This window comes from Streptomyces sp. AC602_WCS936 (assembly GCF_019049125.1).
Classification (GTDB): domain Bacteria; phylum Actinomycetota; class Actinomycetes; order Streptomycetales; family Streptomycetaceae; genus Streptomyces.
The window spans coordinates 1-23,773 of record NZ_JAGMUF010000114.1 but is presented as its reverse complement, the minus strand read 5'-3'; the positions used below and the strand labels follow the sequence as shown (position 1 = coordinate 23,773).

Here is a 23,773-nt window from a genome sequence, read left to right as displayed (position 1 = left end):
AAATAGGAGGGATTTGCCCGCTTGTAGGGACGGCGGGCGCGCCACCGGAGTAGTTCCACGCCGAACTGGACGGATAGTGTGAGCGCTCCGGTGCCCCCGCCGCGAGGTCCGCCCTGGCGTCGTGCACAACTTGACCCTTTATCGTGCGCCTTCCGGCAGAAGGTGCCGCGTGGCCCCTACGGAGGATTGGGAGACCGTGGACGCGCAAGGACGTGGGCGGGCAGACGACGTCGACCCCGCAGACCAGTGGGTACTGAATCCGCGCACCGGTGAATACGAACTGCGACTGCCCCCTTCCGCACCGCAGTCACCCGTGCCGGGCCCTCGCAGGCCGGCCCCCCGCGACAGCGGCACCCCCTCCCCCGACGACGGCGGCACCACCGGCACCACCGGCACGGCAGGCCGTACGGCCACGCCCGGCCGGGAGGTCCCGCCCCAGCGGCGACGCCGCTCGGCTCCCGAGGAGCCGGCCCCGGGGCGGCGCGGACGCCGTCCGGCGAAGAAGAAGTCGAAGGGCAGGAAGGCGCTGCTGTGGGGCGGCGGCGGCACCGCGTTCGTCGTCCTCGCGGCCGGTGTCGGCGGCTACCTCTACCTCAAGCACCTCGAGGGCAACGTCACGACGACGGATGTGGGCAGCGCCGGAAGCAGCAGCTTCAAGAAGGACGAAGCCTTCAACATCCTCATCATCGGCACCGACAAGCGCACCGGCGAGGGCAACGAGGGCTACGGCGACAAGGGCAGCGTCGGCCACGCCGACACCACGATCCTGCTGCACGTCGCCGAGGACCGCTCCAACGCCACCGCGCTCAGCATCCCCCGCGACCTGATCGTCGACATCCCCGACTGCGAGGTCACGCAGGAGGACGGCTCGAAGGAGATCATCCCCGGGGACCAGGACGTCCGTTTCAACCGGAGCCTCGGCGAGGGCGGCCGGAACGCGGGCTGCACCATGCGCACGGTGAAGGAAGCGACGGGCATCAAGCCCGACCACTTCATGATGGCCGACTTCAACGCGGTCAAGACGCTCACCACGGCCGTGGACGGCGTCGACGTCTGCGTGGAGCACGCCGTCAACGACCCGAAGTCCCACCTCCAGTTGCCCGCCGGCGAGTCCAAGGTCGAGGGCGAGCAGGCTCTCGCCTTCGTCCGCACCCGGCACGCCTTCGGCAACGAGGGCGACCTGGACCGCATCAAGGTGCAGCAGCAGTTCCTGGGCTCGCTGATGCGGAAGATGGCCTCCAGCGACACCCTCACCAGCCCCACCAAGCTGCTGAAGCTCGCCGAAGCCGCCACCAAGGCGCTGACCGTGGACAAGCCCATCGGCAACGTCGGCACGCTCAAGGACATCGCCCTGGAGCTGAAGAAGGTGCCGACGAAGAACATCACGTTCATGACGGTGCCGGTGATCGACAACCCGGACGAGCCGAAGCCGGTGACGGTCGTCCTCAAGCCGGGCACGGCCGAGCAGGTCTTCAACACGATCAGGAACGACATCTCCTTCACCGAGGTCGAGAAGAAGGAGAAGGCGGAGAAGAAGAAGGAGGCCGCCGCCGTCGCCGCCCGCCTGGAGGGCGCGAAGTCCGACCCCTCCGAGGTCCGCGTCCGCATCCTCAACGGCGGCGCCCCGGCGGGCAGCGCCCAGCAGGAACTGAACTACCTCCAGACCACGGCCGGCGTCACCAAGTCCGAGAACGCGGGCAACGCCGACGCCGAGATCGCCAAGACCACCCTGGAGTACGCCCCCGACCAGGCCGCCCAGGCCCGCGCCCTCGCCGAGATCCTCGGCCTGTCCGGCGCCGCCATGAAACCCGGCGAGAGCGTCACCAACGCCCAGGGCCTGCCCACCATGACCCTCACCCTCGGCAAGGACTTCAAGGGCGCCGGTATCAAGCTCGACGCCACGTCCGTGAAGACGCCGGACGTCGACAAGACCACGGCCGACCAGAAGCTGTGCGCCAGTTGACCTGACGGGCCCGCCGTACGTCTGACAGGGCGGCGACGGGCCCGCGCGGGGGCGCGGGGGCGGGGAGGGGACGCGGAAGTGACGCGAAGCAGTGTGCAGGGGGAGGAAACGCGGCAGGGCGCACCGGACGCCGCCGAGCGGTCCGGGGCGGCCGTCGACGAGGCCGGTGACGGGGGCGGCGACGCGGCCGGCAGACGCCGCAAGGGCCGGGGCCGACGGGTGCTGCGCTGGACGGCGTTGACACTCGCCGTGCTCATAGTGGGCACGGCGGGCGCCGGTTACCTCTACTACGAGCACCTCAACAGCAACATCAAGAAGGACCCGCTGAACCTGGGCGACAACAAGGTCGCCGCGCCGACGCCGAACGCGGCCGGGCAGACCCCGCTGAACATCCTCGTCATCGGCTCCGACGCCCGGGACAGCGAGGAGAACCAGCAACTGGGCGGCGCCCGCGAGACGTTCGGCTCGACGCCGCTGGCGGACGTGCAGATGCTGGTGCACCTGTCCGCCGACCGCAGCAACATGTCGGTCGTCAGCATGCCCCGCGACACCCTCGTGCAGATCCCCAAGTGCACCGACCCGGACGACGGGAAGGTCTATCCGGCGAGCGAGGGCCGGACGATGACCAACCAGAGCCTCGGCCACGGCGGGCCCGGCTGCACGGTCGCCACCTGGCAGGAGCTCACCGGCATCCACATCGACCACTTCATCATGGTCGACTTCGCGGGCGTGGTGTCGATGGCGGACGCCGTCGGCGGCGTCCCGGTCTGCGTGGACGCCAACATCCACTCGCGCGACAGCAAGGGCCACGGCTCCGGCCTGAAGCTGGAGAAGGGCACCCACCCGGTCAAGGGCGAGCAGGCCCTGCAGTGGCTGCGCACCCGCTACGGCTTCGAGGACGGCAGCGACCTCGCCCGGGCCAAGGCCCAGCACATGTACCTGAACTCGCTGGTCCGCACGCTGCGCGAGAACGCCACCCTGAGCAGCCCGAACAAGCTGCGCAGGCTCGCCGAGGAGGCCACCCGGGCACTCACCGTCGACCCGGGCCTGGACACCGTCAAGAAGCTGTACGACCTCAGCAACGAGCTGCGCAAGGTGGAGCCGGAGCGCATCACCATGACCACGATGCCCAACCGCTACGTGGGCGCCCGCGTGGAGCCCACCGAGGACGCCGAGAAGCTGTTCCGGCTGGTGCGCGAGGACATCGCGCTGGACGGCAAGGACACGAAGGACAAGAAGCCCTCACAGGCGCCGAAGGAACCGGCCGACCCGGCCGCACCCGACGACGAGATCGCGGTCCAAGTCCGCAACGGCACCCGCACCGACACCCTCGCGGCGGCCCGCGGACGCGCGAACACGGTCGCCGCGCTGCTGGTGGAGCAGGGCTTCGACCAGGCCGTCGCCGACCCTTCGGTGCTGCCCAGCGAGGACCGCACCACCGTCCGCTACCCGAGCGCCGACCTCGAGGGCGACGCTCGGCGAGTCGCCAAGTCCCTCGGCATCCCCGCGAGTTCGGTGCGGCGCTCGACCGACGTCTCGGGCGTCACCCTCGTCGTGGGCGCCGACTGGCGCGAGGGTACGGCGTACGAGGCGCCCGAGTCCGACAACAAGACCCCGGAGTCGGCCGAGGCACTCAACGGCGCGGACGACAGCGCCTGCATGCACGTGAACCCGGCGTTCACCTGGTCCTGACGGACGTCACCGCGTCCCGGCGGCGTCCGTGTCCGGCTGGACCGCCGGGCGCCGCGAGGCGATGACCTTCCTGGCCAGCGACTTGGGGCTGGTCAGAAAGCCCCAGCCCCAGGACATGTGCATGGTCGCCAGCGCCACCGGGATCTGCGCCCGCGCCTTCAGCCCGAGCCCCTTGCCGGCCGGGAGCGACCCGGCGACGATCGCGGCCAGGTAGCCGCCGGGGACGACGAAGCCCCACGGCGTCAGCGCCGCGCCCACCACGACACCGGCGGCGATCGCGCACACGGCGGTCGGCGGGGCGAGGTAGCGCAGGTTGATGGAACCGGCGTGGTAGCGGGCGACGACGTGCCGCCAGCGGCCGTAGTCCTTGTACTGCTTGGCCAGCGCCCGCACGGACGGGCGGGGCCGGTAGGAGACCCGCAGCTCGGGCGAGAACCAGATCAGACCGCCGGCCTCGCGGATGCGGAAGTTCAGCTCCCAGTCCTGGGCGCGGATGAACTCCACGTTGTACCCGCCCTGCCGCTCCAGCGCCTCGCGCCGGAAGACGCCCAGGAAGACGGTCTCGGCGGGGCCGGCCTCGCCGCCCGTGTGGAAGGCGGCGTTGCCCACGCCGATCTTCGACGTCATCGCGGCGGCGACGGCGTCCTCCCAGGCGTTCTCGCCCTCGGCGTGCATGATGCCGCCCACGTTCTGCGCGCCGGTCTCCTCCAGGAGCCGTACGGCCGTGGCGATGTAGTTCGGCGACAGCATGCCGTGGCCGTCGACGCGCACGACGACCGGATGCCGGGACGCCTCGATCGCGGCGTTCAGCGCGGCGGGAGTGCGGCCGGTGGGGTTGGGCACGGTGTGGACGCGGGGGTCCTCGGCGACGAGTTCGGCGGCGATCTCGTCCGTGCGGTCCGTCGAGGGACCGAGGGCGATCACGACCTCCATCTCGCCGGCGTACTCCTGGGCGAGGATGGCGCGGACGGAGCCGCGCAGGTGCCGTTCCTCGTTGAGGACGGGCATGATCACGGAAACGGCGGGCGGCCGCACGTCGGACTTGGCGTTCATCGGTGCTCACGTTACCGCGAACGGGGGACACGGGTGCGCGCCGCGGGGGTCGCAGCCCCGGGCCGCAGATCGTATGGGCCTACGGTGCTCACGGATCGCACGTCCGGCCGCACAGCCCGTCCCCCGCGGAGGTGTCACCTTGCCCACGCCGCCCCGCTCCCCCCGGGTTCCGGCCGCCACGTCCCGGGGCGTCCCTCCGCCGCAGCGCGGAGCCTCCAGGCGCCCGCCCCGGCCCCCCGTACGGCGGAAGCGGCCGCGCTGGGCCATGCGGGCGGTGACCGCGCTGTCGGTGGTGGTGCTCGCCTCGGCCGGGATCGGGCACGCGGTGCTCGCCGGCCTGGACTCGGACATCACACGGGTCGACGCCTTCAAGGACATGAAGAACCGGCCGCGGGCCGGCGACGGCATGAACGTCCTGCTGGTCGGCACCGACGGCCGCGACCGGATCAGCGAGGAGCAGCGCAAGAAGTACCGGCTGGGCGGCGCCCCCTGCCACTGCACCGACACGATCATGATCGTGCACATCTCGGAGGACCGGGAGCGTGCCAGCGTGGTCAGCCTGCCGCGCGACTCCTACGCCGAGACGCCCGACCACACCGACCGCACCACCGGCGAGCACCACAAGGGGCACCCGGTGAAGCTGAACGCGGCCTACGCCGAGGGCGGCCCGCAGCTGACCATCCGCACGGTCGAGAAGATGACCCGGGTGAAGATCGACCACTACCTGGAGGTCGACTTCACCAGCTTCATGAAGACCGTGGACGTCCTCGGCGGCGTGCGGATCTGCACCGCCGAGCCGCTCAAGGACAGCCACAGCGGACTCGACCTGCCGGCCGGCACGCACACGCTGATGGGCGGGCAGGCGCTGCAGTACGTCCGCGCCCGGCACCTCGACGGTGCCTCCGACCTGAGCCGGATGAAGCGCCAGCAGCGTTTCCTTGCCGCCCTGATCGACCGGGCGACGTCCTCGGGGCTGCTGCTGAACCCGCTGAAGTTCCGGGACGTCACCCAGGCGGTGCTGGGCTCGGTGCGGGCCGACAAGGGCTTCGGCACCGACGAGATGCTGGCACTGGGGCGGGCGATGCGGAACTTCTCACCCTCCTCCTCCGAGTTCACCACCGTGCCGATCGGGCAGATGGGCTACGTCGTCAAGGGCGTCGGCTCGACCCTGAAGTGGGACCCCGCCGAGTCCGAGCGGATCTTCGACGCCCTGCGCGAGGACGAGCCGCTGGCCGAGCCGAAGCCGAAGCCGAAGGGCCCGGCGCCGGTGCGCGTCCCGGTGGACCCGAAGCAGATCCGGGTCCAGGTGGAGAACGGCACCCGCACTCCGGGGCTCGGCAAGCGGGTGGACGACGCGCTGGCCGCGACCGGCTTCCGCACCACCAAGGCGCCCAGGAACGCCACCGACCGCGCGGTCGAGCGGACCGTCGTCGCCTTCGACCCCCGCTGGGACCGCTCGGCGAAGTCACTGGCCGCCGCGCTGCCCGGCAGCGAACTGCGGCCGGTCAAGGGCCAGGGACCGACGCTGAAGGTGATCGCGGGCGCCGACTTCAAGGAGGTCGTGAAGGTGAAGCCGGCGGACCCGCCGCGGGAGCCGGGCACGGTGGTGCGGGGCGACGAGGTGGTCTGCGACAAGCAGTGACAGCAGTGACAGCAGTGTCCGGTGGCGGGTGGCGGACTCGGTTGCCGCTCAGTTGCCCGTCACGGTGACCTTCTCGTCGTTCTTCAGCTGCTCGACCAGCTTCTTCACCTTGGCGTCGTCCCACTTGAGGTTTCCGCCGACGCTGCCCGAGACCGGCATGTTCATCGACGTGCCGTCGCCGCCGCTGACGCTCTTCATCGCCCAGAACATGCTCGCCAGGTCGAACAGGCCCATCTCCTTGTCGACGATCAGGGAGTCCAGGCCGGCGCCCATCGTCGGGTACAGCTTGAAGGGGTTGAGGACGGTCGACGGGGTGGCCACCTGATTGGCCAGCGCCGACAGGAACTTCTGCTGGTTCTTGGTGCGGTCCAGGTCGGAGCCGGCCAGCGCGTACCGGGTGCGGACGAAGGCCAGGGCCTCCTCGCCGTTCAGGGTCTGCTTGCCCTTCTGGAAGTCGGCGCCGGACTTCGGGTCCTTGATGTCCTGCGGGATGTCCATCTCGACGCCGCCGACCGAGTCCACGATGTTCGCGAAGCCGGCGAAGCCGATCTCGACGTAGTGGTCCAGGCGCAGCCCGGTGTTGTACTCGATGGTGCGCACCAGCAGCTCGGGGCCGTCCTCCGCGTACGCGGCGTTCAGCTTCACGTGCCGGCCGGTGCCCTTGTACGTCTTGCCGGACTCCGAGCCGACGAAGCTCGGGATCTCCACGTCCGAGTCACGGGGCAGGGAGATCAGCGTCGACCCGTTGTCCCCGGTGTGCAGGATCATCATCGAGTCGGTGCGCTTGCCCTCGGCGGAGCCGGTGTGCAGGTCCTTCTTCTGCTCGTCGGTCATGCCCTCGCGGCTGTCGGAGCCGACGATCAGGTAGTTGGTGCCCTCACCGGCCTCGGGCCGCTCGATGACCTTGGAGAGGTCGACCTCGCGGTTGAGCTTGGAGTCGGCCCAGAAGTAGGTGCCGACGGTGGTCACGACCAGCGCGGTCACCACGGTGATCGCCGTCCACTTGATCCGCCGCCGCCAGTCGGGCGCCGGCCGCCCCTGGCCCTGGCGCGGACCGGGACCCGCGGGACCCCGGCCACCGGGGCTGCCGTAGACCTGACCCGTGTTGTAGCCGCTGTCATAGCCCTCGTGGCCCTGGCCGTCGACGTACGACGGCTGCTGCGGCACCCCGGCGCCGTACGGCGGGGCCGACGGGCCCGGGCCGGGCGGCGGCGGCGCGCCGCGACGGACCTGACGCATCACACGGGCGCTCTCGGGCCGCGCGCTCGCGCTGCCGCGTCCGTACCCGCCGCCACGGTTGTCACCGGACCATCCCTCGGGCCAATCATTCATGCGCACCAGTGTGCAGGTCCGCCCTGAGGGCCATACAAGGGTCGTCGGAAAATAGGGGCGGCGCTGTTGCGAAGCTGACACAAATTACGCGCCTGTCGTCCCGGCATAAGGTGGAGGCCATGACAGACCAGGCAGAACAGGCCTCGGCCGCGCAGTCGGCGACTCCGGAGATCCCGGGCAAGCCGACCTCGGCGTCCCGCACCACCCTGAGCCACATCATGACCCACAGCGACACCAACCTCCTGGGCACCGTGCACGGCGGGGTGATCATGAAGCTGGTGGACGACGCGGCGGGCGCCGTGGCCGGACGGCACTCCGGCGGACCCGCCGTCACCGCGTCCATGGACGAGATGGCGTTCCTCGAACCGGTCCGCGTCGGCGACCTCGTCCATGTGAAGGCCCAGGTCAACTGGACCGGCCGCAGCTCCATGGAGGTCGGCGTACGGGTCATGGCCGAACGCTGGAACGAGTCCACGCCCGCCACCCAGGTCGGCTCGGCCTACCTGGTCTTCGCCGCCGTGGACGCCGACGGCAAGCCCCGCACGGTCCCGCCGGTCCTCCCGGAGACCGAGAAGGACAAGCGCCGCTACCAGGAGGCCCAGATCCGCCGCACCCACCGCCTGGCCCGCCGCCGCGCGATCATGGAGCTGCGGGAGCGGCGGGTGGCGGAGGGGTACGAGGACTGAGCCCCGCGCGCCCGTTACGGCAGGTTGCGCGCCATCACGATCCGCTGGACCTGGTTGGTGCCCTCGTAGATCTGAGTGATCTTGGCGTCGCGCATCATGCGCTCCACCGGGTAGTCACGGGTGTAGCCGTAGCCGCCGAGGAGCTGGACGGCGTCCGTGGTGACCTCCATGGCCACGTCGGAGGCGAAGCACTTGGCGGCGGCGCCCTGGAAGGTGAGGTCGCTGTCGCCGCGCTGGGACTTGGCCGCGGCGGCGTACGTCAGCTGGCGGGCGGCCTCGATCTTCATGGCCATGTCGGCGAGCATGAACTGGATGCCCTGGAAGTCGGCGATCGGCTTGCCGAACTGCTTGCGCTCCTGGACGTAGCCCTTGGCGTAGTCGAGGGCGCCCTGGGCGATGCCGAGGGCCTGGGCGGCGATGGTGATGCGGGTGTGGTCCAGCGTCTTCATGGCCGTCGCGAAGCCGGTGCCCTCCGCGCCGATCATGCGGTCGGCGGGGATGCGGACGTTGTCGAGGTAGACCTCGCGGGTCGGAGAGCCCTTGATGCCGAGCTTCTTCTCCGGGGCGCCGAAGGAGACGCCCTCGTCGGACTTCTCGACGACGAAGGCGGAGATGCCCTTGGAGCGCTTGGTGGGGTCGGTGACGGCCATCACCGTGTAGTACTCGGACTCGCCCGCGTTGGTGATCCAGCGCTTGACGCCGTTGAGGACCCAGAAGTCGCCGTCGCGGACGGCCTTGGTCTTCATGCCGGCCGCGTCGGAGCCCGCGTCGGGCTCCGAGAGGCAGTAGGAGAACATGCCGTCGCCCTTGGCGAGCGGGGTCATGTACTTCTTCTTCAGCGCCTCCGAGCCGGAGAGGATCACCGGGAGGGAGCCGAGCTTGTTCACGGCCGGGATGAGGGAGGACGACGCGCAGACGCGGGCGACCTCCTCGATGACGATCACCGTGGCGAGCGCGTCGGCGCCCGCGCCGCCGTACTCCTCGGGGACGTGGACCGCGTGGAGGTCGTTCGCGGTCAGCGCGTCCAGCGCCTCCTGCGGGAAGCGGGCCTCCTCGTCCACCGCGGCGGCGTACGGCGCGATCTTCGCCTCGGCCAGGGAGCGGACGGCGTCGCGGAGCATGTCGTGCTCCTCGGACGGGCGGTACAGGTCGAAGTCAGCCGATCCGGCCAAGGTCTCTCACGCTCCAAAACGCTGTGATGCTGGGCACGCTAACTACTGTTAAGTAACCCAAATTTTAGAGCCCTGCCCCGGTTCGTGGATAGGTGAGCTTGACGACAGCCGACCGCGAGGCTTTCCCCGCGCCCCGGATATGCTCGGGCGCGCACCCCACGCCGTACGTCTGGAGCACCCATGGCCCTCAGGATCACCGTGATCGGCACCGGTTATCTCGGCGCGACCCATGCGGCGGCCCTGGCCGAGCTCGGTTTCGAGGTGCTGGGCCTGGACGTGGTGCCGGAGAAGATCGAGATGCTCCAGCGGGGCGCGGTCCCGATGTACGAACCGGGGCTGGAGGAGCTGCTGGCCAAGCACGTCGCCGGGATCGAGGGGTCCAGCGGCCGGCTGCGCTTCACCACCGACTTCGCCGAGGTCGCGGCCTTCGGCGACGTGCACTTCCTGTGTGTGAACACGCCGCAGAAGCACGGCGAGTACGCCTGTGACATGTCGTACGTCGAATCCGCGCTGGCCTCGCTGGCGCCGCATCTGACCGGCCCCGCGCTCGTCGTCGGCAAGTCGACCGTGCCCGTGGGCTCCGCCGACCGGCTGGCCGCCTACCTCGCCGCGCACGCGCCGGCCGGTGACGAGGCCGAGCTGGCCTGGAACCCGGAGTTCCTGCGCGAGGGCTTCGCCGTGAAGGACACGCTGCACCCGGACCGGATCGTGGTCGGCGTGCGCAGCGAGCGGGCGGAGCGGCTGCTGCGCGAGGTGTACGCGACGCCGGTCGCGGAGGGTTCGCCCTTCGTCGTCACCGACTTCCCGACGGCCGAGCTGGTGAAGACCTCCGCCAACTCCTTCCTCGCCACCAAGATCTCCTTCATCAACGCGATGGCGGAGGTGTGCGAGGCGGCCGACGGCGACGTCGCCAAGCTGGCGGAGGCGATCGGGTACGACGACCGGATCGGGAAGAAGTTCCTGCGGGCCGGGATCGGCTTCGGCGGCGGCTGTCTGCCCAAGGACATCCGGGCGTTCATGGCGCGCGCCGGTGAGCTGGGCGCCGACCAGGCGCTGACCTTCCTGCGCGAGATCGACTCGATCAACATGCGCCAGCGCGGCCAGATGGTGGAGCTGACCCGGCAGGCGCTGGGCGGCGGCCCGTTCCTCGGCAAGCGGGTCGCGGTGCTCGGCGCCACCTTCAAGCCCGACTCGGACGACGTGCGGGACTCCCCCGCGCTGAACGTGGCCGGGCAGGTCCACCTCCAGGGCGCGCAGGTGACGGTGTACGACCCGAAGGGCATGGACAACGCCCGGCGGCTGTTCCCGACGCTCGGGTACGCCGACTCCGCGCTGGAGGCGGTGCGGGGCGCCGACGTCGTCCTGCACCTCACCGAGTGGCGGGAGTTCCGTGAGCTGGACCCGGAGGCGCTGGGCGAGGCCGTGGCGGCCCGGGTGCTCCTGGACGGGCGCAACGCCCTGGACCCGGTGGCCTGGCGGAAGGCCGGGTGGACGTACCGGGCGATGGGCCGTCCGACGGCCTGACCACCACGCCGACGTGAAGGGTGACGCCGGTTCGGCCGAGGCTCAGTCGGCCGAACCGGCGTCGTCCGTATTCTGCCCCTAGCTGCGGTAGGTGGTGAAGAACTCCGCGGAGCCGAAGGCCCAGCTGCTGGCGGGAGCGCTCCAGCCGGCGCGGCCTCCGTTGAACATGGCGTCCGGACGGGCCGTCCAGGTCCACATCTTGACCGTGCCGTCGGCCTGGTGGTTCAGCGTGGCGAGGTCGTCGCGGCCGTCACCGTCGTAGTCACCGGTGACGAAACGCATGCGGTTCACGTCCAGGTTGCCGGGAGGGCTGGCGAGGGTGACCTTCGCCGACCCGAAGCGGTCCGTGCCGTCGGCCTCTCCGGAGAGCATGGTCCACGCCTTGTCGCTGCCGTCCGGGTAGGCGTACCAGATCAGTGCGTCGTCGCGGCCGTCGCCGTTGAAGTCGCCCGCCTGCGGGGTGGTCGCGTTCCAGTCGAGGTGCGGGGTCTGCCACCACACGGCGGGGGCGGTGAAGCCGCCGTCCGGCGCGGCCGGGAAGACGTAGGTCTTCACGGTGTTGTCGCCCTGCCCGTAGAAGACGCTCAGGTCGTCGCGGCCGTCGCCGTCGAAGTCGCCGGTGACGTACCTCATCGCTCGGGTGTCCCAGACGCCGTCGGCCACGTCGTAGGACTTGAAGGGCTTGGTGATGGCGCCGTCGGCGCCGCCGAGGAAGGTGTGGATGGCGTCGCGGCCGTCCGTGTAGTCGTACCAGGCGGCGAGGTCGCTGCGGCCGTCGCCGTTGTAGTCGTGGCGGACGACGGTGCCGGCTGCCCACTGGGAGGCGCCCTGGGCGTCGTGGACGACGAGGTTGCCGCGGTCCTGGAGGACGGCCTTGCCGCCGGCGGCGGTGGTCTTCGACTCCCACAGCACGGTGCTGCCGTCGGCGTCGACGACGGTGAGGTTGCCGGTGTCGGTGAAGCGGGCGGTGGCGCCGGGGTGGCCCGCGGTGCCGGTCGACCACAGGGTCTGGCCCGCGTTGGAGACGACGACGAGATCGCCGTCGGCCCGCAGGGTCAGGCGGGCGGCGTTGGAGACGAGGCTGTCACCGGCCCGCATCACCGCGCCGGGGGCGAGGGTGTTGCCGCCGTTGATGTTGTCCAGGCGCGGGGAGACGGCCTCGTTGCGGGTCTCGGCCGGGTCGGAGCCGAAGCAGCCGCCCTGCCAGGACTGGCTGGCGAGCGCGACCAGTTCGAACTTGCCGTCCTTGTGCCGCACCAGGGGGCCGCCGGCGTCACCGGCGCAGATGGCGTCGTCGTCGGTCTTGCCGTCGAGCGCGATGGTGGTGCCGGCGACCGACTGGACGGTGAAGGCGGCCGTGTGACGGGCGAGGGGCGCCCACTCGTCCTTGGTCCGGCCGTACCCGACGACCGTCAGCTCCTCGCCCGCGACGGGCGCGGTGGTGGCGAAGGGGACGGGGGTGATGCCGGTGGCGGGCGAGGCGAGCCGGGCCAGCACCATGTCCCGGTCGGTGCGCGGCACGAGTTCGACGACGTCGACGGGCTTGTTGGTGCCCGGGGCGGGGCCGAGGACGGCCGTCGTCTTCCACTTCGGCGCGCCCGCCGCGACCTGGCCGGCGCCGAGGTCGTCGGCGAAGCAGCTCGCGGCGGTGGCCAGCCACTGCGGGGCTACCAGCACCGCGGAGCAGCCCCGCTGGTCGTCGCCTATCTGCAGGCGGGCGGCGAACTCGAAGCCGCCGTCGGTGACGGCGGGACCGGTGGCGGCCTGCGCGCTGCCGGCGGTGAGACAGCCGGCGGCCACCGCGGAGGCCAACAGGGCCGCACTGACCGCGGCGTGGGAGCGGAGTCTGGACACGAGGCGTACTCGATCCTTTCGGAAGGCAACGTGAGGGGAGGCGGAGTCAACCGGTGACGGACACGGTGCTCGACCGCCCCGCGTGACGCCCGCGCCGGCGCGGCGGTGGCCACGGAGCACAGACGGGTCGACGAGCGTTGCCCCGGAATTCCCACAGCGGCACAGACCCCCCTCGCGTCGCCCCCGCCCGGCGCGGCGAACACGTACGGTACCACCGCGTTCACAACTCACCCACGTGACGCACACGTCGCATGCGTGCGCGCCCCTTGGCCCGCCGACCGGCGAACTCCGGCCGGGTCAGGCCCCCTTGGCCCGGTACCGGCGCATCTTTGCGCGGGCCCCGCACACCTGCATCGAGCACCAGCGGCCGCGTCCGGCGGGGCTGCGGTCGTAGTACGCCCAGTGACAGTCGACGGCCTCGCACGCCTTGAGTCGGGTCCACGTGCCCGCGACCAGTGCCTCGGCGACGGCGGCGGCGACGCGGGCGGCCAGGGAGCCGTCCCGGGCCGCGGCGAGGGCGGCGGTGCCGTCGGCCGGGTCGACGGTCACGACCAGCGGGGCGGCGGCCAGCAGTTCGCCGAGCGGGGTCACCACGCGGTGCGGCGGGTGACCGGCGTGGGCGAGCAGGGCCGCGCGCAGGGACTCGCGCAGCTCCCGTGCGCCGGGCACGTCGGCGTCGGTGAGGCCCAGACGCGCCCGGCCCTCCGGTGTGTTCAGCGAGTCGGCGCCGGTCTCGAGGTCGATCGTGTTCACCAGTTTCTCGACCAGATCCAAGCCCCCCGGTGCGGGCGATCTGTCATTCATGCTTGCGACGTTACTGCCAATACGGGAGCATGAGGTAACCGTTACCGGCTACCCGGCCTTTACAGGTAACTCGCGCGGTCGACGCGGACCGCGGACTTCAAGGAGGAAGTCATGGCTGTCGCCGAACTGGGCGTCGTCGTCCTGGACTGTCCCGACCCCCACGCCCTGGCCCGCTTCTACGCCGACGTCCTCGGCGGCACCGTCGAGGACAAGAGCGACGGCCAGGACGAGTGGGTCGACCTGAACCTGCCCGGCGGACGGACGCTGGCCTTCCAGGGCGCCCCCGGGTACGTACCGCCGAAGTGGCCCGGCCCCGACGGGGCGCAGCAGTTCCACCTCGACCTCGACGTGAAGGACCTGGACGCGGCGGAGAAGGCCGTGCTGGAGCTGGGCGCGAGGCCGCTGGACGCGGAGGACCGCTCCCGCTCCTTCCGGGTTTACGCGGACCCGGCCGGGCACCCGTTCTGCCTCTGCGCCTGCTGAACACACCCCTGTCGTCCACTTCTGGAGGCCCCATGGCACCCGCGGCACATTTCCGTTCCGTCGTCGTCGACTGCACCGAGCCGGCCGAGCTGGCCCGTTTCTACGCACAGGTCGGGGGCGGCACGCCCGACGACGAGGACCCCGACTGGGTGGTGCTCCAGGTGCCGGGCGGGCCGCGGCTCTCCTTCCAGCGGGTGGCGCAGCTCACCCCTCCGGAGTGGCCGCGCTCCGACCGCAACGCCCAGCAGCTCCACCTGGACTTCGACGGCGGGGCGACCTGGGAGGAGATGGACGCGGCGCACGAGAAGGTGCTCGCGCTCGGCGCCCGGCCCCTCGACCTGGAGGACCGGGAGAAGAAGGACTTCATGGTGTACGCCGATCCTGCGGGGCATCCGTTCTGCCTGTGCCGGATCGAGCACTGAGTCAGCCGTCCGTCGGGTCAGCCGTCGAGGTCGGCGATCGTCGCCGTCGACGGCTCCCGGCGCAGCTGGGCCGCGCGGGCGGTGAAGGCCGCACCGCGCAGCACGCGCTGGACGTTGCCCCAGGTCAGCATGGCCACGTCCGCCTCGTCCCAGCCACGGCGCAGCAGCTCGGCGATGAGCCGCGGGTAGCAGGAGGCGTCGCCCAGCTCCAGCGGGTGCGCGGTGCCCGCGTCGTAGGTGCCGGACAGGCCGACGCTCTGCGGGCCGGCCACCGAGCGGACGTGGTCGAGGTGGTCGGCGACGTCCCGGACGGTCGGGCCGGTCTGCTCGGCGGTCAGCGGCACCATGCACAGGCCCCCGGCCGCGCCCAGCTCCACCAGCAGGTCGTCGGGGAGGTTGGCGGGGTGGGGGCGCAGGGCACGGGCGGCGGAGCGGGTGCACAGCGCGGGCGCCTTGGAGACGGCGAAGGTGCGGCGGACGGTCTCGGGCGAGGCGCCGGAGAGGTCGGCGATCACCCCGAGCCGGTTCATCTCGCGGACGACCTCCTCGCCGAACCGGGTCAGCCCCGCCTCGCTCGCCCAGCTCGCGCCGGTGAGGGTGAGCACGCGCACGCCGAGGGCGTGCAGGGAGCGCAGGATGCCGAGGCAGTCGCCGATGGCGGCGGCGCCCGCGGGGCCCGGCAGCACGGCGACCCGGCCGCAGTTGCGGGCGTCGATGGCCTGCCCGGCGTCGTGGGCGAGGCGCAGGCCCTCCGGGTGGGCGCGCACGACCGTCTTGATCAGGTCCAGCTGCTCCAGGGTCGCGCCGACGGCCCGGTCCCCGTCGATGGCGTCGGGCAAGTGCAGCGACCAGAACAACGCGCCCACATGCCCCTCGCGCAGCCGCGGCACGTCGGTGTCGACGGCGGTCTCGCCGAGTTCCAGGTCGTACCAGGGCAAGTGCTTGAGCGCCCAGGGCAGGCCGCTGTAGCCGTCGGCGACGGGGTGGGCGGCGAGCACGGCGTGGGCCCGGGTCAGCGGCTCGTCGCCGGGATCGGACACGGGCGCGTAGGGCTCCGGGGGGAAGACCTCGGCGGCGGACGACACGGGCAGGTCGTCGAGCCCGGCGGCCTCGGTGCTGGTGTGCAGGTCGTCCTGGAGGTCTGCCATGGCGGGCTCCGTACGGTCGTCGTGCGTTACGGCCACCGTCGCACGGAGCGGTAAGGGCTTCCTGGTGGGTGGGGCGTTCGGGGGTACGGCCGCCCCACCCGGCCGGGGGGTACGGCCGCCCCACCCGGCCGGGAAGTGGAGCGGCCCGGCCGCCCACTGCTCGACGGCTCAGCCGTCCAGCTGCTCGATGGTGGCGTTGGACGGCCCCCGCGTCGCCTGGAGCCCGCGGGCCACGTCCTCCGCGTCGCCCAGCACCCGGACCGCGTTCTTCCAGGTCAGCTTGGCCAGGTCGGCCCGGGACCAGCCGCGGTCGAGGAGTTCGGCGACGAGGTTCGGGTAGCCCGAGACGTCGTCGAGGCCGTCCGGGGTGAAGGGCGTGCCGTCGTAGTCGCCGCCGATGCCGAGGTGGTCGACGCCGGCGACCTCGCGCATGTGGTCGAGGTGGTCGGCGACCGTGGACACGGTGGCGACGGGGCGCGGGACGCGCTCCTCGAACGCGGCGTGGACCTTCATCGCCTCGGGGCTGCTGTCCAGGTGGTGGAAGCCGTGCGCCCGCATGTTGTCGTCGGCCTCGGCCGTCCAGTCCACGGCGGCCTGGAGCACGAACTTCGGCACGAACGTCACCATCGCCATGCCACCGTTGGCGGGCAGCCGCTCCAGCACGTCGTCCGGGATGTTGCGCGGGTGGTCGCAGACGGCCCGGGAGGAGGAGTGGGAGAAGATCACCGGCGCGGTGGAGGTGTCCAGCGCGTCGCGCATCGTCGTCGCCGCCACGTGCGAGAGGTCGACGAGCATGCCCTCGCGGTTCATCTCCCGCACGACCTCGCGGCCGAAGGCCGACAGGCCGCCGACGCCGGGCGCGTCGGTCGCCGAGTCCGCCCACGCCACGTTGTCGTTGTGGGTGAGCGTCATGTAGCGCACGCCGAGCGCGTACAGGGCGCGCAGGGTGGCCAGCGAGTTGTCGATGGAGTGGCCGCCCTCGGCGCCCATGAGGGAGGCGATACGGCCCTCGGCGCGCGCGGCCTCCATGTCGGCGGCGGTCAGCGTGGCCCGCAGCTCGCCCGGGTGCCGGTCGATCAGCCGCCGTACGCAGTCGATCTGCTCCAGCGTCGCCGTCACCGCGCCGGGCAGGTCCGAGCGGACGTACACCGACCAGTACTGCGCGCCGACCCCGCCGGCCCGCAGCCGGGCCAGGTCGGTGTGCAGGTGGGCGGACTGGTCGGCGGCGATGTCGCGGGCGTCGAGGTCGTAGCGGACCTGCTCGCGCAGCGCCCACGGCAGGTCGTTGTGGCCGTCGACGACGGGGAACTCGCGCAGCAGTTCCCGGGCCTGGTCGAGGGAGGTCATCCGCGTCCCTTCCGTCACTTCGCGAAGCCGAAGCCGGCCGCCGAGCCCGCGACCTTGTTGCGCAGCCGCTTGCCCTTCTCGGTGGCCTGGTCGTTCAGCTCCTGCTGGAACTCGCGCATCCGCGCCAGCAGCTCCTCGTCGTGCGCGGCGAGGATGCGGGCGGCCAGCAGACCGGCGTTGCGGGCGCCGCCGACCGAGACGGTCGCGACCGGCACGCCGGCCGGCATCTGCACGATGGACAGGAGGCTGTCCATGCCGTCCAGGTACTTCAGCGGCACCGGCACGCCGATGACCGGCAGCGGGGTGACGGAGGCGAGCATGCCGGGCAGGTGGGCGGCGCCCCCGGCCCCGGCGATGATGGCCTTCAGCCCGCGCCCGGCGGCCTGCTCGCCGTACGCGATCATCTCGTGCGGCATGCGGTGCGCGGAGACGACGTCGACCTCGTAGGGGATCTCGAACTCGTCGAGGGCCTTGGCGGCGGCCTCCATGACGGGCCAGTCGCTGTCCGACCCCATGACGATGCCGACGACTGGACTGACCGGGCTGGCCTGGCTCATTCGGTGATCGTCCCTCTCAGGTAGCCGGCAGCGTGACGGGCGCGCTCCAGCACGTCGTCGAGGTCGTCGCCGTAGGTGTTGACGTGGCCGACCTTGCGGCCGGGCTTCACGTCCTTGCCGTACATGTGGATCTTGAGCTGCGGGTCGCGGGCCATGCAGTGCAGGTACGCGGAGTACATGTCCGGGTAGTCGCCGCCGAGGACGTTGACCATCACCGTCCACTTGGCGCGCGGGCGCGGGTCGCCGAGCGGGAGGTCGAGGACGGCACGGACGTGGTTGGCGAACTGCGAGGTGATCGCGCCGTCCATGGACCAGTGGCCGGAGTTGTGCGGGCGCATCGCCAGTTCGTTGACGAGGACGCGGCCGTCGCGGGTCTGGAACAGCTCGACGGCCAGGTGGCCGACGACGTCCAGTTCCTTGGCGATGCTGAGCGCCATCTCCTCGGCCCGCAGGGCGAGGTCCTCGTCGAGGTCGGGGGCGGGCGCGATCACCGTGTCGCAGACGCCCTTGACCTGCTGCGACTCGACGACGGGGTAGGCCACCGCCTGTCCGTGCGGGGAGCGGACCACGTTGGCGGCGAGCTCGCGGACGAAGTCCACCTTCTCCTCCGCCAGCACGGGCACCCCGGCGCGGAAGGGCTCGGCGGCCTCCGCCGCGGAGTCCACGACCCACACGCCCTTGCCGTCGTACCCGCCGCGGACCGTCTTGAGGACGACGGGGAAACCCTCCCCCTCGTCCGCGAAGGCGGCCACGTCGGCCGGATCGCTCACGATCCGGTGCCGCGGACAGGGCACGCCGATCGCGACGAGCTTCGCGCGCATCACGCCCTTGTCCTGGGCGTGCACGAGCGCCTCGGGGCCGGGGCGCACGGGGATGCCGTCCGCCTCCAGGGCCTTGAGGTGCTCGGTCGGCACGTGCTCGTGATCGAAGGTGATCACGTCACAGCCGCGCGCGAACTCGCGCAACGTGTCCAGATCGCGATAGTCGCCGACGACGACTTCGTTCACGACCTGCGCCGCGGAGTCCTGGGGAGTGTCACTGAGAAGCTTGAACCTGATGCCGAGCGGGATGCCCGCCTCGTGTGTCATACGAGCGAGCTGGCCACCGCCGACCATGCCGACTACGGGGAACGTCACACCCCTAGCGTATCGGCCGCGCGGGGCCCACATGTTTACCGGCCGTTTCCCGGCCCTTCCCGCGGCCCCCGGCCCTCGCACCGGGTCCGTCCGCAGGAAGATCGCGCGTCCGGGTGGTTAGCATGAACGGATTGACGCCAACCGACGGACGGGGGCCTGCACGACCATGGGACATGGTTCCTCGGGTGCTCATACGGCTCCCCCGGCTGCCCCCGAACCCCGCGGCACGCTGCGGGAACGGATCGACCGGCTGGTCCGTGAGGTCGTGAAGTTCGGCGCGGTGGGCGGCGCGGGAGTGCTGGTCAACCTGCTGGTCTTCAACCTGGTGCGGCACGTGACCGACCTCGCGGTGGTGCGGGCCAGCATCATCGCGACCGTCGTCGCGATCGTCTTCAACTACCTGGGCTTCCGCTACTTCACCTACCGGGACCGCGACAAGAGCGGCCGTACCCGCGAGATGTCGCTGTTCCTGCTGTTCAGCGCGGTCGGGCTGGTGATCGAGAACGGCGTGCTCTACACGGCGACGTACGGCTTCGGCTGGGACAGCCCGTTGCAGAGCAACATCTTCAAGTTCCTCGGCATCGGCATCGGCACGCTGTTCCGCTTCTGGTCGTACCGCACCTGGGTCTTCCGCACGCTGCCGGCCCGGGAGCCGGTGACGCGGGCGGAGACCTTCCTGGAACACGAGCACCCGACGGCGGTCCGCGCTGCGGACGGCACCCCGGCGGCCCACCGCTGAGTTCGGCGCGACAGCTGTGGCGACGTGACCGCTGAGGTCGGCTAGCGCACCGTGTCTTTCGAGTCCCCGGACGACTTCTTCGGCGGAGGCGTACGGGACAGGAAGAGGCCGAAGACCGGGGGCCGGCCCTGGAGGAGCTCCAGCCGGCCGCCGTCCGCCTCCGCCAGGTCCCGGGCCACGGCCAGGCCGATGCCCGTCGAGTTCCGCCCGCTGATCGCCCGCTCGAAGATCCGCGCCCCCAGGTCGCCGGGTACGCCCGCGCCCTCGTCGGTGACCTCGACGACCGCCTGGTTGCCGGTCACCCGGGTCCGCAGGGCCACCGTGCCGCCGCCGTGCATCAGGGAGTTCTCGATCAGCGCGGCCAGCACCTGGGCGACCGCGCCCGGGGTGCCCACGGCCGTCAGGTGCCGTTTGCCGGAGCTGACGATCGCCCGTCCCTCGCTGCGGTAGGCGGGGCGCCACTCGTCGATCTGCTGCTGGATGACGTCGTCCAGTTCGAAGGTGACGGCGGAGCCGCTGCGCGGGTCGCGGCTGTTCGTCAGCAGCCGGTCCACGACGTCCGTCAACCGCTCCACCTGCGACAGCGCGATCGTCGCCTCCTCCTTCACCGTCTCCGGCTCGTCGGTGAGGGTGATCTCCTCCAGCCGCATGGACAGCGCGGTCAGCGGCGTGCGCAGCTGGTGGGAGGCGTCGGCGGCCAGCCTGCGTTCGGCGGTGAGCATCCGGGCGATGCGCTCGGCGGAGGAGTCCAGCACGTCCGCGACCCGGTCCAGCTCGGGGACGCCGTAGCGCTTGTGGCGGGGGCGCGGGTCGCCGGAGCCGAGGCGTTCGGCGGTCTCGGCGAGGTCGGTGAGCGGGGAGGCGAGGCGGTTGGCCTGCCGGATCGCCAGCAGCACCGCCGCGACCACCGCGAGCAGCGACACCAGCCCGATGATCAGCAGGGTGCGGCCGACCTCGCGGGTCACCGAGGAGCTGGGCTCCTCTACGAGTACCGTCTCCCCCTCCTCGCCGGTGGCCTTGCCGCGGATGACCTCGCCGGTCGGCCGGCTGCCGACCTCGATGACCGGCTTGCCGGGGATGCGGATCTCGGCGTACCGGGCGTCCCGGATCTGCTCGCGCAGGAACGCGGCGTCCACGGAGCCGGTGCCGAGCAGGCGGCTGTCCACGATGCTGGCCAGCCGCACGGCCTCCAGGTCGACCCGCTCCTGGGCGGTGCTGCTGATCGTGCGGGTCTCGACGATGACGAGCGAGACGCCGAAGACGGCGATCACGACGAGCACCACGGCGAGCGTGGACTGGATCAGTCGACGGCGCATGTCCTCTTACCCGGGCAGGCCCTGCGGGGGCTCAGTTCTTCTCGAAACGGAAACCCACGCCGCGCACCGTGGCGATGTAGCGCGGGTTCGCCGCGTCGTCTCCCAGCTTCTTGCGCAGCCAGGAGATGTGCATGTCGAGGGTCTTGGTCGACGACCACCAGGTGGTGTCCCAGACCTCGCGCATCAGCTGGTCGCGGGTGACGACCCGGCCCGCGTCGCGCACCAGGACCCGCAGCAGGTCGAACTCCTTGGCCGTGAGCTGGAGCTCCTCCTCGCCCATCCAGGCCCGGTGCGACTCGACGTCGATGCGCACGCCGTGCGTGGCGGGCGGCTGCGGGGGCTCGACGGCACCGCGCCGCAGCAGGGCGCGGACCCGGGCGAGCAGCTCGGCGAGGCGGAAGGGCTTGGTGACGTAGTCGTCGGCGCCCGCGTCGAGACCGACGACGGTGTCCACCTCGTCGGCGCGCGCGGTCAGGATGAGGATCGGCACGGCATGGCCCTCGGACCGCAGCCGGCGGGCGACCTCCAGCCCGTCCATGTCCGGCAGGCCCAGGTCCAGCACGACCAGGTCGATGCCGCCCCGCAGCCCGGCGTCGAGTGCGGTGGGTCCGTCCTCACGCACCTCGACCTCGTACCCTTCCCGGCGCAGTGCGCGGGCCAGCGGCTCCGAGATGGACGCGTCGTCCTCGGCGAGCAGTACACGGGTCATGAACTGATGGTAGTCCGCCCGGAGCAGGGCCCGGGCCGTGATCGTCCCAAGGCTCCCGTGCCCCCGCCCCACCGGTGGACAAGCCGGACACCCGGCCGGCGAGCGGCCCGACCGACCCCGCCCCGCGTCCTGCGGGTGCGGGGTGCCATCCTGTGATGGACCTTCGAATGATCGTTCGCGGTTCCAGTCTTACCTGTGATCCGCGTCTCAAGTCCTTCCATACCGGGCGGTGTCCTGCCGTATGGTGAATCAGCGCCTGTAGCACCCAGAGGACCTTTGGCGACAGTTCGACGCTGAAGGTCTCTTTTGTGTGCGGGCCGGCCCCCACGGCCGGCCTTGAAAGGAATGACCTGTGGCCGGGCCTCACCGCGTGCAGTGACGTACGCGAGGCGTGGATCCCGGTGGCCGCCGCCCACCGCTTCGCAATCCGGAGCGGAATCCCTCAGGCGTGGGACGGGCGGGTAAGGCCGCCGGTGCCGGCCGCCCCCCACCGGGCGCGCATCGCCTCATGAGCGCGTCCCGACCAGCAAGGATCGACCATGGCGTCCAGCCTGACGAAGGACTCGGTCACCCCGGGCACCCCCGGATCCGAGAAGACCTTCTTCGGCCACCCCCGCGGACTGGCCACTCTCTTCATGACCGAGATGTGGGAGCGTTTCTCCTACTACGGCATGAGGGCTCTGCTCCCGCTGTACCTGGTGGCTCCCGGTGGCCTCGGCATGAACGCCGGCACCGCGACCGCGATCTACTCGGTGTACCTCTCCCTGGTGTACCTGCTCACGATGCCGGGCGGCTGGTTCGGCGACCGCGTCTGGGGCCCCCGCAAGACCGTCGCCGTCGCCGGCGGTGTGATCATGCTCGGCCACCTCACGCTGGCGCTGCCGTCCTCCGGGACGTTCTTCGCGGGCCTCGGCCTGGTCGCCATCGGCTCGGGTCTGCTGAAGGCCAACATCTCCACGATGGTCGGCCAGCTCTACAGCGGCCCCGACGACCCGCGCCGCGACGGTGGCTTCACCGTCTTCTACATGGGCATCAACCTCGGTGCCTTCGCGGCGCCGCTGATCATCGGCACCATCGGTGAGAACGTCAACTGGCACCTGGGCTTCGCGCTCGCCGCGGTCGGCATGGGCCTGGGCGTGCTCCAGTTCCTGCTCGGCAGCCGCCACCTGGCCCCGCACTCCAGCGTCGTGCCGAAGCCGCTGTCGGTGGAGGAGAAGACCTCCACGCTGCGCAAGGCCGCGTTCTGGGCCGCGCTCGCCGTCGTCTTCTACGCGATCGTCGGCTTCTCCGGCAACTACACGCTGAACTGGATTCTGGTCCCGCTGACGCTGCTCGGTGTGATCGTCCCGGTGCTGGTGCTGACCCGCATCAAGCGCGACAAGGAGCTGGACCGCGCCGAGCAGTCCAAGATGTCGGCGTACATCTGGTTCTTCGTCGCCGCGGCCGTCTTCTGGATGATCTACGACCAGGGCGGTTCGACCCTGGCGATCTTCGCCGACTCCTCGACCGACACCAGCGTCTTCGGCTGGGAGTTCCCGGTCTCCTGGTTCCAGTCGGTCAACCCGGTCATCATCATGGCCCTGGCCCCGGTCTTCGCCACGGTGTGGCTGGCGCTCGCCCGCCGCGGCAAGGAGCCGAGCACGATCGTGAAGTTCTCGTTCGGCCTGGTGCTGGTCGGCGCGTCCTTCTTCCTCTTCCTGGCCCCGCTGGCCATCGCGGACGGCGGTCACAAGGCGGCCGCGCTGTGGCTGGTGGCGATCTACTTCGTCCAGACCTGCGGTGAGCTGATGCTCTCCCCGGTCGGCCTGTCGGTCACCACGAAGATGGCGCCCGTGAAGTACGCCTCGCAGATGATGGGCGTCTGGTTCCTGGCCGTCACCGCCGGTGACGCCACGACCGGCCTGCTCTCCATCGCCGGCGTCGACCTCAACAAGACGGGCATCGTCGCCGCGGAGGCCGCCCTGGCCGTCCTCGCCGGTGTCGCGATCTGGATGTACCGCAAGCGCGTCAAGGAACTCATGGGCGACGTCCGCTGAGGCCTGCCGGCCTGGCTGTACAGCTCTGAGATCCGAGAAGGGTCACCGCGTCCCGGGTGGGTGCGGTGGCCCTTCGGGCTTTTGTGGGGGGTGGGCGCGCGGGCCTGTGTGCCGGGGGGCACGCGGGCCTATGGGGAGGCCGGGGGGGGCGCGCGGGC

General features: G+C 71.4%; 20 protein-coding genes. 9 read left to right on the top strand and 11 right to left on the bottom strand.

Translation table 11 applies throughout. The annotated features are described in order from the left end of the window. Positions 1-196: 196 nt before the first annotated feature. Positions 197-1,963 (top strand): LCP family protein, encoded by a 1,767-nt coding sequence (locus KUM03_RS32245; protein WP_217254130.1) that lies wholly within the window; start codon positions 197-199, stop codon positions 1,961-1,963. A gap of 78 nt (positions 1,964-2,041) precedes the next feature. After that, complete coding sequence (locus KUM03_RS32240) at positions 2,042-3,655, top strand: LCP family protein (protein WP_217254116.1); 1,614 nt, start codon at positions 2,042-2,044, stop codon at positions 3,653-3,655. Positions 3,656-3,661: 6 nt separating this feature from the next. Here the strand turns inward: KUM03_RS32240 and KUM03_RS32235 are convergent, their stop codons facing one another. Continuing rightward, positions 3,662-4,708, bottom strand: coding sequence for a glycosyltransferase family 2 protein (locus KUM03_RS32235; RefSeq protein WP_217254115.1), 1,047 nt, complete (start codon positions 4,706-4,708; stop codon positions 3,662-3,664). Positions 4,709-4,973: 265 nt separating this feature from the next. Between KUM03_RS32235 and KUM03_RS32230 the strand changes: the two genes are divergently transcribed. Continuing rightward, positions 4,974-6,350 carry an LCP family protein gene (locus KUM03_RS32230; RefSeq protein ID WP_217254114.1) on the top strand — a complete coding sequence of 459 codons (1,377 nt, stop codon included), beginning with the start codon at positions 4,974-4,976 and terminating at the stop codon, positions 6,348-6,350. A gap of 48 nt (positions 6,351-6,398) precedes the next feature. Here the strand turns inward: KUM03_RS32230 and KUM03_RS32225 are convergent, their stop codons facing one another. Further along, positions 6,399-7,682, bottom strand: a complete 1,284-nt coding sequence (locus KUM03_RS32225) for an LCP family protein (RefSeq protein WP_217254113.1) — start codon at positions 7,680-7,682, stop codon at positions 6,399-6,401. Positions 7,683-7,801: 119 nt separating this feature from the next. Between KUM03_RS32225 and KUM03_RS32220 the strand changes: the two genes are divergently transcribed. Further along, positions 7,802-8,368 (top strand): acyl-CoA thioesterase, encoded by a 567-nt coding sequence (locus KUM03_RS32220; protein WP_217254112.1) that lies wholly within the window; start codon positions 7,802-7,804, stop codon positions 8,366-8,368. 14 nt (positions 8,369-8,382) lie between these two features. Here KUM03_RS32220 and KUM03_RS32215 read toward each other — a convergent pair whose 3' ends face one another. Further along, positions 8,383-9,540, bottom strand: coding sequence for an acyl-CoA dehydrogenase (locus tag KUM03_RS32215; protein WP_217254111.1), 1,158 nt, complete (start codon positions 9,538-9,540; stop codon positions 8,383-8,385). A gap of 180 nt (positions 9,541-9,720) precedes the next feature. Between KUM03_RS32215 and KUM03_RS32210 the strand changes: the two genes are divergently transcribed. Then, complete coding sequence (locus KUM03_RS32210; RefSeq protein WP_217254110.1) at positions 9,721-11,064, top strand: UDP-glucose/GDP-mannose dehydrogenase family protein; 1,344 nt, start codon at positions 9,721-9,723, stop codon at positions 11,062-11,064. 78 nt (positions 11,065-11,142) lie between these two features. Here the strand turns inward: KUM03_RS32210 and KUM03_RS32205 are convergent, their stop codons facing one another. Then, positions 11,143-12,918, bottom strand: coding sequence for a trypsin-like serine protease (locus KUM03_RS32205; protein ID WP_217254109.1), 1,776 nt, complete (start codon positions 12,916-12,918; stop codon positions 11,143-11,145). A gap of 297 nt (positions 12,919-13,215) precedes the next feature. Further along, complete coding sequence (locus KUM03_RS32200) at positions 13,216-13,722, bottom strand: CGNR zinc finger domain-containing protein (RefSeq protein ID WP_217254108.1); 507 nt, start codon at positions 13,720-13,722, stop codon at positions 13,216-13,218. 111 nt (positions 13,723-13,833) lie between these two features. On the opposite strand from KUM03_RS32200, the gene KUM03_RS32195 reads away from it, so the two are divergent. After that, positions 13,834-14,205, top strand: a complete 372-nt coding sequence (locus tag KUM03_RS32195) for a VOC family protein (protein ID WP_217254107.1) — start codon at positions 13,834-13,836, stop codon at positions 14,203-14,205. Between the two features lie 32 nt (positions 14,206-14,237). Further along, positions 14,238-14,627 carry a VOC family protein gene (locus tag KUM03_RS32190; RefSeq protein WP_217254106.1) on the top strand — a complete coding sequence of 130 codons (390 nt, stop codon included), beginning with the start codon at positions 14,238-14,240 and terminating at the stop codon, positions 14,625-14,627. Positions 14,628-14,644: 17 nt separating this feature from the next. On the opposite strand, the gene KUM03_RS32185 is transcribed toward KUM03_RS32190, so the two are convergent. The 4 genes from KUM03_RS32185 to KUM03_RS32170 all read right to left on the bottom strand — a co-directional run bounded on the left by KUM03_RS32185 (position 14,645) and on the right by KUM03_RS32170 (position 18,815). Continuing rightward, on the bottom strand, positions 14,645-15,775 hold the full coding sequence (locus KUM03_RS32185) for a dipeptidase (RefSeq protein WP_217254105.1): 1,131 nt from the start codon (positions 15,773-15,775) through the stop codon (positions 14,645-14,647). Positions 15,776-15,943: 168 nt separating this feature from the next. Further along, a complete protein-coding gene (locus KUM03_RS32180; RefSeq protein WP_217254104.1) occupies positions 15,944-17,122 on the bottom strand; it encodes a dipeptidase in 1,179 nt (392 codons plus the stop codon). A gap of 14 nt (positions 17,123-17,136) precedes the next feature. Next, complete coding sequence (purE, locus tag KUM03_RS32175) at positions 17,137-17,679, bottom strand: 5-(carboxyamino)imidazole ribonucleotide mutase (RefSeq protein ID WP_217254103.1); 543 nt, start codon at positions 17,677-17,679, stop codon at positions 17,137-17,139. Continuing rightward, on the bottom strand, positions 17,676-18,815 hold the full coding sequence (locus KUM03_RS32170) for a 5-(carboxyamino)imidazole ribonucleotide synthase (RefSeq protein WP_217254102.1): 1,140 nt from the start codon (positions 18,813-18,815) through the stop codon (positions 17,676-17,678). The genes purE and KUM03_RS32170 overlap by 4 nt, the downstream gene beginning before the upstream one ends. Positions 18,816-18,981: 166 nt before the next feature. Here KUM03_RS32170 and KUM03_RS32165 point away from each other — a divergent pair, with 166 nt between their 5' ends. Beyond that, complete coding sequence (locus tag KUM03_RS32165) at positions 18,982-19,554, top strand: GtrA family protein (RefSeq protein WP_217254101.1); 573 nt, start codon at positions 18,982-18,984, stop codon at positions 19,552-19,554. Between the two features lie 41 nt (positions 19,555-19,595). Here the strand turns inward: KUM03_RS32165 and draK are convergent, their stop codons facing one another. Next, the gene (gene draK / locus KUM03_RS32160; RefSeq protein ID WP_217254100.1) at positions 19,596-20,870 is read right to left on the bottom strand and encodes a two-component system sensor histidine kinase DraK; all 1,275 of its coding nucleotides are present in this window, start codon (positions 20,868-20,870) and stop codon (positions 19,596-19,598) included. Between the two features lie 31 nt (positions 20,871-20,901). Further along, positions 20,902-21,579, bottom strand: coding sequence for a response regulator transcription factor (locus KUM03_RS32155; protein ID WP_043372281.1), 678 nt, complete (start codon positions 21,577-21,579; stop codon positions 20,902-20,904). A gap of 539 nt (positions 21,580-22,118) precedes the next feature. On the opposite strand from KUM03_RS32155, the gene KUM03_RS32150 reads away from it, so the two are divergent. Next, a complete protein-coding gene (locus KUM03_RS32150; RefSeq protein WP_217254099.1) occupies positions 22,119-23,615 on the top strand; it encodes an MFS transporter in 1,497 nt (498 codons plus the stop codon). The last annotated feature ends 158 nt before the right edge of the window (positions 23,616-23,773 follow it).

Coding starts and splice junctions, on each gene's coding strand:
- KUM03_RS32150 (WP_217254099.1), top strand. CDS start 22,119: ATGGCGTCCAGCCTGACGAAGGACTCGGTCACCCCGGGCACCCCCGGA.
- KUM03_RS32200 (WP_217254108.1), bottom strand. CDS start 13,722: ATGAATGACAGATCGCCCGCACCGGGGGGCTTGGATCTGGTCGAGAAA.
- KUM03_RS32190 (WP_217254106.1), top strand. CDS start 14,238: ATGGCACCCGCGGCACATTTCCGTTCCGTCGTCGTCGACTGCACCGAG.
- KUM03_RS32155 (WP_043372281.1), bottom strand. CDS start 21,579: ATGACCCGTGTACTGCTCGCCGAGGACGACGCGTCCATCTCGGAGCCG.
- KUM03_RS32230 (WP_217254114.1), top strand. CDS start 4,974: ATGCGGGCGGTGACCGCGCTGTCGGTGGTGGTGCTCGCCTCGGCCGGG.
- KUM03_RS32180 (WP_217254104.1), bottom strand. CDS start 17,122: ATGACCTCCCTCGACCAGGCCCGGGAACTGCTGCGCGAGTTCCCCGTC.
- KUM03_RS32185 (WP_217254105.1), bottom strand. CDS start 15,775: ATGGCAGACCTCCAGGACGACCTGCACACCAGCACCGAGGCCGCCGGG.
- draK (WP_217254100.1), bottom strand. CDS start 20,870: ATGCGCCGTCGACTGATCCAGTCCACGCTCGCCGTGGTGCTCGTCGTG.
- KUM03_RS32235 (WP_217254115.1), bottom strand. CDS start 4,708: ATGAACGCCAAGTCCGACGTGCGGCCGCCCGCCGTTTCCGTGATCATG.
- KUM03_RS32210 (WP_217254110.1), top strand. CDS start 9,721: ATGGCCCTCAGGATCACCGTGATCGGCACCGGTTATCTCGGCGCGACC.
- KUM03_RS32165 (WP_217254101.1), top strand. CDS start 18,982: ATGGGACATGGTTCCTCGGGTGCTCATACGGCTCCCCCGGCTGCCCCC.
- KUM03_RS32220 (WP_217254112.1), top strand. CDS start 7,802: ATGACAGACCAGGCAGAACAGGCCTCGGCCGCGCAGTCGGCGACTCCG.
- KUM03_RS32195 (WP_217254107.1), top strand. CDS start 13,834: ATGGCTGTCGCCGAACTGGGCGTCGTCGTCCTGGACTGTCCCGACCCC.
- KUM03_RS32225 (WP_217254113.1), bottom strand. CDS start 7,682: ATGAATGATTGGCCCGAGGGATGGTCCGGTGACAACCGTGGCGGCGGG.
- purE (WP_217254103.1), bottom strand. CDS start 17,679: ATGAGCCAGGCCAGCCCGGTCAGTCCAGTCGTCGGCATCGTCATGGGG.